At 40.0% G+C, this 8613-nt stretch carries 9 protein-coding genes and 1 pseudogene; 4 read left to right on the forward strand and 6 right to left on the reverse strand.

What is annotated here, in order from left to right:
• Positions 1 to 330 precede the first annotated feature (330 nt).
• The 4 genes from L2764_RS24360 (at position 331) to L2764_RS24375 (ending at position 3921) form a co-directional block, all read left to right on the forward strand.
• On the forward strand, positions 331 to 864 hold the full coding sequence (locus tag L2764_RS24360) for a P-loop NTPase family protein (protein ID WP_248942962.1): 534 nt from the start codon (positions 331 to 333) through the stop codon (positions 862 to 864).
• Positions 865 to 1125: 261 nt separating this feature from the next.
• Positions 1126 to 2307 carry a porin gene (locus L2764_RS24365; RefSeq protein WP_248942963.1) on the forward strand — a complete coding sequence of 394 codons (1182 nt, stop codon included), beginning with the start codon at positions 1126 to 1128 and terminating at the stop codon, positions 2305 to 2307.
• A gap of 196 nt (positions 2308 to 2503) precedes the next feature.
• Positions 2504 to 3025, forward strand: coding sequence for an FMN-binding protein (locus L2764_RS24370; RefSeq protein ID WP_248942964.1), 522 nt, complete (start codon positions 2504 to 2506; stop codon positions 3023 to 3025).
• Positions 3026 to 3108: 83 nt separating this feature from the next.
• Positions 3109 to 3921 carry a PepSY-associated TM helix domain-containing protein gene (locus tag L2764_RS24375; protein WP_248942965.1) on the forward strand — a complete coding sequence of 271 codons (813 nt, stop codon included), beginning with the start codon at positions 3109 to 3111 and terminating at the stop codon, positions 3919 to 3921.
• Between the two features lie 459 nt (positions 3922 to 4380).
• On the opposite strand, the pseudogene L2764_RS24380 reads toward L2764_RS24375, so the two are convergent.
• The 6 genes and pseudogenes from L2764_RS24380 to L2764_RS24405 form a co-directional block, all read right to left on the reverse strand.
• Positions 4381 to 5137: pseudogene (locus L2764_RS24380) on the reverse strand (SDR family oxidoreductase).
• A gap of 92 nt (positions 5138 to 5229) precedes the next feature.
• The gene (locus L2764_RS24385) at positions 5230 to 5667 is read right to left on the reverse strand and encodes a GNAT family N-acetyltransferase (RefSeq protein WP_248942966.1); all 438 of its coding nucleotides are present in this window, start codon (positions 5665 to 5667) and stop codon (positions 5230 to 5232) included.
• 88 nt (positions 5668 to 5755) lie between these two features.
• The gene (locus L2764_RS24390) at positions 5756 to 6643 is read right to left on the reverse strand and encodes a helix-turn-helix domain-containing protein (protein ID WP_248942967.1); all 888 of its coding nucleotides are present in this window, start codon (positions 6641 to 6643) and stop codon (positions 5756 to 5758) included.
• Between the two features lie 126 nt (positions 6644 to 6769).
• Positions 6770 to 7519: a DUF3626 domain-containing protein gene (locus L2764_RS24395; protein ID WP_248942968.1), complete on the reverse strand. Its 750-nt coding sequence runs from the start codon at positions 7517 to 7519 to the stop codon at positions 6770 to 6772.
• Positions 7519 to 8022: a P-loop nucleotide/nucleoside kinase family protein gene (locus tag L2764_RS24400; protein WP_248942969.1), complete on the reverse strand. Its 504-nt coding sequence runs from the start codon at positions 8020 to 8022 to the stop codon at positions 7519 to 7521. The genes L2764_RS24395 and L2764_RS24400 overlap by 1 nt, the downstream gene beginning before the upstream one ends.
• Positions 8023 to 8177: 155 nt before the next feature.
• Entirely contained in the window at positions 8178 to 8399 is a 222-nt protein-coding gene (locus L2764_RS24405) for an HAD family hydrolase (RefSeq protein WP_248942970.1), read from the reverse strand.
• Positions 8400 to 8613 lie beyond the last annotated feature (214 nt).

Here is an 8613-nt window from a genome sequence, read left to right on the forward strand (position 1 = left end):
GAAAAAGCATCGATAAACTGGATGTTTAATGTTGATAAGGCGCGCGAGAAATTCACACGCGCCTATGAACAGCTCAATCAATCATAATTAATGAGCCAAGGTACTAGTATCCCCATTCTGTGCTAATGTTAATTTTTACTGAGTAGTTATCGAGATAGGAAATTTTGTATTATGAAACTTAGCCAGTATCATTATATCGCTCGAATTATCATCATCGCTTTTAATCAGTGGTGGGGATAAGCTATTTCAGTCATATAGCCATAACATTTAACCCCCGCCTTCAAGGCGGATAGTTTATTCTGTTTTGAGGGCCTCCAAACAGGGTGTCACATGAAAAAAGTCGCCGTATTTGGTAACGCCGGAGCAGGTAAGTCAACCTGTAGCGAGAAAATAGCAACAACGATGCAGTTACCGCTCTATGCATTAGATAAACTCCAATATGTTTCGGGTGGCATTGCCATCCCCCACATAGATTTCCTTGAATTACATAATGACATCATTAGTCGTGATACTTGGGTCATCGATGGCTATGGCTGCTTAGCCTCTACATGGAAACGACTCGATAAAGCTGATACCTTAATCTATATCGATTTGCCACTCGCCTTACATTTTTTCTGGGTGACTAAACGCTTTATTAAAGGGCTTTATCACCCCACACTCGGCTGGCCTGAAGACGCGCCTTTACTAAAATCAACCTATAAAAGTTATCGGGTTATCTGGCTATGCCATAAAAAACTCACTCCCACCTATCGGCGCTACGTCACTGACGCTGCGAAAACAAAAACCGTCTATCATTTGCGCTCAAAAAAAGACATTACTCACTTCTTAAATTCATTGAAAGCAGATAATAATCTGACTCAATAGAAAAATATTGAAGAGGATAAGCACATATTGTGTTTATCCTCCTTTAAAAACAACAATAAGAGTCAATACCAACAAACCCCATCAATCTCTTCACATGAAATACCAACATAAAAAACCGAAATAATCCAAACAGAAAAAACAAATAAAAAACCAAATAGTTTTACAAATGATAATAGTTTGCATTATATTGCACAACAAAATAACATATTCATCAAACATCCTTGGGTGTTCGATTTTAAACCACCACACATTGGAATTCTGATGAGAAAAACCATACTTGCAAGTGCGTTAATCGCCCTTTTTGCCTCTCCTGTTGTATTGGCCGCCAATGAAACTGACGAACTCAGAAAAGTCATAGAGCAACAACAAAAAGTACTAAATGAACTTGAACGCCGTTTAGATGAAACAGAAAAAAGAGTGGAAAGAACGGCAGATGTCGTCGATGAAAGAGTAGGCAGTAAAAGTGCGACAACGATTGGCGGTTATGGTGAACTCCATTATAATAATATATCTAACAATCAAACAAATACCAATAAAAAAGAATTAGACTTCCATCGTTTTGTACTCTTTTTTGGCCATGAATTTACTGAAAAAACACGCTTCTTCTCCGAAATAGAACTCGAACATTCCATCTCGGGTGATGGCAAAAATGGTGAAGTCGAGCTTGAGCAAGCCTATATCGAGCACGATTTCAATCAAATGCTCACAGGGAAAGCCGGTCTGTTTCTTATACCTGTAGGGATCCTCAATGAAACCCATGAGCCAGCGACTTTCTATGGGGTTGAGCGTAATCCGGTAGAAAAGTACATTATTCCCTCTACTTGGTGGGAAGGTGGTTTAGCGCTCAATATTATAGCCATGCCAGGGCTGTCTTTTGATACAGCCATCACCAGTGGTCTTAATGTCCCCACGTCAGGGGATAATGCGTATAATATTCGCAGTGGACGTCAGAAAGTCTCTGAAGCTAATGCTTCTGATTTAGCCTATACCGCAAGGATAAAATACACTGCAATTCCGGGATTAGAAATTGCCGCTACCGCCCAGTACCAAACGGATATAACCCAAGGCGCAGTGGGTGTTGATACAGCACAAGCCGTATTAGTCAGTGGCCATGTTATTTACACCATTCAAAAATTCACTATCAAGGCTCTCATCGCCAATTGGAATATCGATAGTGCAGATGCCGAAGCGTTAGGTAAAGATAAACAAGATGGTTATTATATTGAACCGTCATATCGCTTTAATGATAGTTTTGGGATCTTTGCTCGCTACAATGAGTATGATACGCAAGCGGGTAATAACAATGATACCTCAATTACTCAAACCAATGTCGGGATCAATTATTGGTTGCATGAAAATGTCGTCTTTAAAGCCGATTATGAAAACCAAGGTGGTGCTAATGATGCTGATGGCTTTAACTTAGGTCTTGGGTATCAATTTTAAATGCATAAATAAGGGCTACATCTCAAATGATTAGCACTTACCTTTTGCTTTGTATGTAAACCAATCAGAGATAAAACTCTGATTGGTTTACATACACCTTAACCATTTTCTTAGTCACTCATTTTATAAATAATAACAAATACGCTATATTCACATTAAATCTATCATCTGCCTTGTTAACGGGTCTCAAGCAAAAATGAAGTTTATTCCTTTATTGTCACTTTTCATTGTACTATTCAATAGTTCGAACACCTTCGCTAAGGGAGTTTATCAAACACCTGAAGCCTTTATTCACCAAGCGTTAGCCATCCCGACACCTAAAGCGAATATCTTTTGGTTAGATGGCAATGCCCAAAAGACGATTGAAACCATTTTAGCCCACCGATTTAATAAACTGAGGCTGCGTTACTGGCAAAAAAATAATGAAACAGTATGGGTGTTAAACGAAATCGGTAAAGAATCCCTTATCACAGTAGGCATACATATAAAAGATCAAAAAATCGCCCAAACAAAAGTGTTAATCTATCGAGAAAGCCGTGGTGATGAAGTCAGGCATCCCTTTTTTACCGATCAATTTAAATCAGCCAAGCTTAAAAACGATCTAGAACTCAATAAACACATCGATGGCATAACAGGAGCAACCCTATCGGTTAGAGCACTGACTAAATTGTCACGTATCGCACTTTGGCTTGATGCGCAAGTACACCTCAAAGGATGACCAATGTTAATATGAATATTGATCATGTGAGCCTATTTTTATGCCTTCATCAATCGTAATCTATATGAACAAGCTAAATTAATATGACTAAAAAGTACCATCCATTAAAAAAAAGCAAGATAAATAAACACACCAATAAATACTTTCGCTTTTGGCATCGAAAACTGGGGATCTTAAGTGTAGTATTCGTCATTATGCTATCGATCACAGGTATTTTAATTAATCATAGCCACACACTTTCTTTAGACAGTAAAAAAGTTAACTTAGCGTGGCTACTCGATGACTATGGTATTACTCAACCGGCCCACATGGCTATTTATCAAACTAAGCCTCTTATCGCCAGCTCAGATAACTTCATTTGGATAAAAGATTCTCCCCCCATTGAGGCTGATATGATGATCTCCGCCATTATCAGCTTTAACGATCTTTTTATTGCTATCACGCCTCAGCAGCTTTATCTCATTTCTCAAAAAGGACAATTATTAGAGCAACAAGATGACACTCTAGGCTTACCTCAAGATATAGAGAACATCGGCCAAGATGGACAGCTGTGGCTTAAAACGGCCAATGGCTATTTTACTGCAGATAGCGACCTCATCGAATGGACAAAAGCGTCACCTTTAATCGCGATCTCATGGGTAGAGCCACTCCCAGCAGCGCAGGTGGAGCAACAGTTAGCCTTAATCTCACTCAAAGCCAGAAGCACGCATTTAACCTGGGAAAGAGTGCTTCTCGATGTGCATAGCGGTCGATTCTTTGGCCCTTTAGGACCTTGGTTTATGGATCTTGTTGCTTTTGCACTTATCATTATGTCACTCACCGGTATTTACCTTTGGCAAAGTACTAAAAAAAGCCGGACTAACAAAAGAAAAAACATAAAACACTATCACGAATAAGCTCCCCCTTTTTCATGCACATTTAAGGATCTATAGGAGCAACTGCAAGCCTTGCGGCTACATTTTATCGATGGGTATGGCTTATGATTAAAACATCTCTAACGCTGTAACCAATACTACGTCATTAGCCGTCACCTCATTTTGGCATCAATGTGATATTTTCAACTAAAAAAGGCGACCTAACTAACCTGAATTCGGGATAATGAGTGTCCGGCTTACTTTTATTCATTTATAAATCATACAATTACGGATTATCTGGTGAGTTTAGCCTCCCATAACCTGCTGAGGGCCGACATTATTGTCGATATCAAGGCGGAGTTTCGACCGTAATAGCCCGCTATTACTCGTCATTCCAACACAGATAGGGGCAAAAATAGCGGTATTCAGCGACGCGGCTTATCCCGAGTTCAGGTTAACTAACACCAACAGTGCCACTGTCTTCATTAAACTAGGAAAGGCTTACTTACCTCCTGCCAAATCGATAAATGAGCCTGTGACATAAGAGGCTTCATCGGATAACAACCAAGCAATCGCATTCGCCACCTCCTCTGGCGTTCCGCCTCGCTTAAGCGGAATTTGAGAAGCTAACCTTGCCACTCGATGAGGCTCTCCACCATCGGCATGCATTTGGGTATGAATAAAGCCCGGCCTCACGTCATTGACCCGAATGCCTTTTCCTGCCACTTCTACCGACAAGCCGGTTGTTATTGCATCCATTGCGCCTTTTGATGCGGCATAATCAATATATTCAAAGGGCGCACCACTTTTCGCTGCTGCCGATGATACATTCACTATCGCACTGTTTAATGCATGCTGCTTTACTCTAACATTGGCTTGAATGCGTTTGATGAATGCCCTTGAACACAAAAAACAACTGGTCACATTCGTTAGCATCATTTGATTAAAACGCGCCACATCAAGATCCACTAAACACGACTGTGGCAATAAAATTCCGGCATTATTCACCAAATGAGTCACTAAACCAAACGTGTTTTCAGCGAAATCAAATAACTTAATCACTTCATGCTCAACAGAGACATCGGCTTTAACAGCAATTGCTTTACCACCTGCTTGAATGATCCGCGTCAGCACATTGCTGCTTAGTGCGATAATTCACACAAACCGCATAACCTCGAGACGCCAACAACTTAGCGGTAGCCGCACCAATGCCTCGACTGCCTCCCGTCACTATCGCCACCTTTCCAACTTGACTCATCACTTCACACTCAGTCTCTTTTCATTTAAAAACCAACTTAATGAATGAGTCAATAAAAATCAATATGAATCGATAACATAGCGTTACACTTTTCAGGATGCAGCCCAACCTAGCCTTAACATGGCATCTCCCGTTTCATCCCAGGTTTTTTCCTCAATCAAGGTAAAGCCATATTGTTGATAAAAACGACAACCCATCTTATTATCCTTAAACACATCCACCACTAAGCTGTCATGTAAAGTACACGCTTTATTCATCAATGCTTGGCCTAAACCTTGACCATGAAAAGTAGGATCGACAAAAAAACCGCCCACTTCGTTGTCCATTAACGCAATAAACCCCTCCACTTTACCCTCCACACAAACCACCCAAGTATCAGTATTGGGTAAATAAACATGAGGAATGTTATATCGTTCTTGCTCGAAAAAAGAAGGGGGCATAAAAGGATGAGCAAGCTGAGAGGCACTCTCCCATGCGTATAATAAATCATGCAAATCAGCGGGTTGATAAGTCCTAATATCTATATTCATTTTCATTCTTCTTAACGTTTAATGATCTCAATAGGTAACCAAGGTTAACAACCACCAAAAACAAAAGATTGAACAAATACGACAACCATTAATGACTCTCAAAATCACCATAAATATCAATAGTGACATCCCGTTTTAGCGCATATTCACCCGGCGTTTGACCCAGCGTATCTTTAAGGTAACGAATGAGATGAGGCTGATCACTAAATCCAAACTGCTGGGCAATATCAACCCAATTAGCCTTTTTTTCATTTTTCCTTTGCAGAAAATGTAGCAAGGTCTCTAATTTTTCCATCTGCTGGCATTGTTTTAATGTCATACCCGTGACCCGTAAAAAGCTACGTTCTAAGGTACGTTGTGAGCAATGTAAAATCACGCCTAGCTTTGTGATTGGCATATCGTGCAACAAAGGATATGCACGTTTGACCAGCAGACTGTGTTTATCAAAATCACTTTTGAATAACCAAGGCTGAAGTACAGTATCGAGCAGATCACGACAAGCCTGTGGATGTTCTGCTGCTTTGAGTAAATTAAATTCAAGTGATCCCGAAAAACCTAAAGGATCACCAAGAGATAATAAACACCGGATCTTCTGTGAATGTTCAAATTGTAAAATATCTTTCAAATCAACAGCCATCACATGATTTATCATCGGCTGCTTGGGTTCCATCGTCAATGAATACAAGGCACCCACATGAAACTTGATCCCTAAAATAACAAAAGGTTTTGAATGATCCATCGCCAAAGTCTGACTGTGCGGGAATAACCAATGACTTCCCATGCCTTTGTTACGAACACTTCCGCTATCATATTGATAAGTATGATTGTGACTCGCCATAATCAAATGAGCAGCCGGATCAGGATTTAATTTAGGACACGTTAACAGCTTATCATCAGGTTCTCTTTCTAAAAACCAATAGCAGTCGACAACGCGAGCCACATTATCTTGTTGAGGGTTGAGCTTCCAGTTTTTCATCTTTATAAGCCTACATATCCCTAATCTAATATTGCCATTAGGACTGATCACCAAACTTGGCTAAATAATGCCACACTTTTTTCAAATCTTGAGGATTATAATGATCTCTTTTAAGTGCATCACCAATCATGCTAGGCGTAATAATTCCCTTTTTTCTAGTGCTTTAGCAATATATACGTATTTATCATCTCTGTAATGAGCATGTTGTTCAAAAACGTCTATCGGTAATGTAAAGCCAGAATGCCACTGTAAAAAGCAAGGAAGCATCCTCGCTTGCTTTTCAATATCCGTTCCCAAATACACAGGATCTAATACTAATGCTTCAACATCATGCACGAGGCTTATCTCACCATGAATATGGGCTTCGATATAATTATCCAACACATCCTTTTCACTCTTGGAGGATAGATTGATTAAATGATCCACATAATCGTAAGTCGAAAAATGCTCAGGGCAGAAAAAACTATCGGGAAAACAAAATGTCGTTCTTGTCAAAACATTTGATTTTAAGCGAAAATAAGCCGAACCAAATCGAGGAGAAGCCCCCGTTTCGTTATGTTGATAATTTAATGCACCATATTTAGGCCGCTCTTGAGGCTCACATTGATCATAAACCCCATTAAAAGCTTCATGTTCCCATTGCCAGCGCTTACCGCCAACATAAGCAGATAAACTACCGTTACTGGTTTTGGTTTCAAATTGCGATTTTAAACGGCCTTCTTTTTCCATCACCACGAGAAGAGGCTCCCCCTGATCCGTTAAACGATCTGGATGAAAGTTAATCGTCACTTCCAGCAGATCTTTCGGTCGAGAGCCAATAGAGCGATTCGAAATAATCTCTATAGCTTGAAGTTGAGGTGGATCGGTTTTCTTCATCAAAAAGATCCAAGCGCCAATGCTTGTAACAAGTCCATTTTACTTTGATCCATTGTTTTACCTGCGGTATCAATCACAATCCGATCTCCTTGCCATTGATGATATTCACGCTCCATCACCTGCTCCCATGCTGGAAGTTGTAAAGTGGGAATATCTGCAATCCTCTGCTCTATTCGATATTGGTGTTCAACCACATCAGAGCAAATAATCTCAATATCACAAAAAGGCACATTGGCATTCATGGCCAGCTCTCGCCACGCCTCTCTTGACTCCAAAGCAGGGTTAACGCAATCAGCCACAACAGAGTTACCCAACGCTAAATTATCCGATGCTAATGTAAAAGCAATCTGATAACCTTCATCAAAAACAACATTAATCGATTGATTTTTCATGGTTTGTTCAATCGTATCAATACGCAAATAAGTCCCCTTAATACATTGAGATAAATATTGCGATAACACTGACTTTCCTGTTCCTGGTAATCCAGAAAATATATATAGCACGACTAGCCCCTTTCCCCGTCCAACTCCACATTAAACGCACGCTTACATTGAACCACATTCTTAAAATATACCACTTTAAAACCACAGGCTCCCGCCCCTTCGACACTCGCTAACATATCATCAATAAATACCGAATCCTCTGCACGCAGTGAATATTAAGTTAATAAATGATTAAAGATATCAGCATGAGGTTTCAGGCATCCCACTTCAACGGCCACAATGACGCCATCAAACAAATCCCATAATTGATAAGTTGATTGAAGATAATCAACGATTTCTATTACATTATCCGTTAATGCATAAACACGATAACCTGACGTTCTCACTCTTTCTAACAAGTCAATCATGCCAAAAAGCAAAACCTGAGTGTGTTTCACATACCTAGAATGTCTCTTTGCTGTAGTCTAATCGCCCTTGGTATTCATGGCTGGCTCGTCTTTCAGAAATCTCACCTTTGTTTAATATAAGGCGCATAATTGAAATAATGTAACCGTCCGAGCAAGTACATCTTCAACCGTGTTCATCGATCCCTTATGTTAACCCCTGACTATGATATCAGGAGTTAATATGACTAAGCGTTCTCATGAAGAG

This window comes from Shewanella surugensis (assembly GCF_023284005.1).
Taxonomy (GTDB): Bacteria; Pseudomonadota; Gammaproteobacteria; order Enterobacterales; family Shewanellaceae; genus Shewanella; species Shewanella surugensis.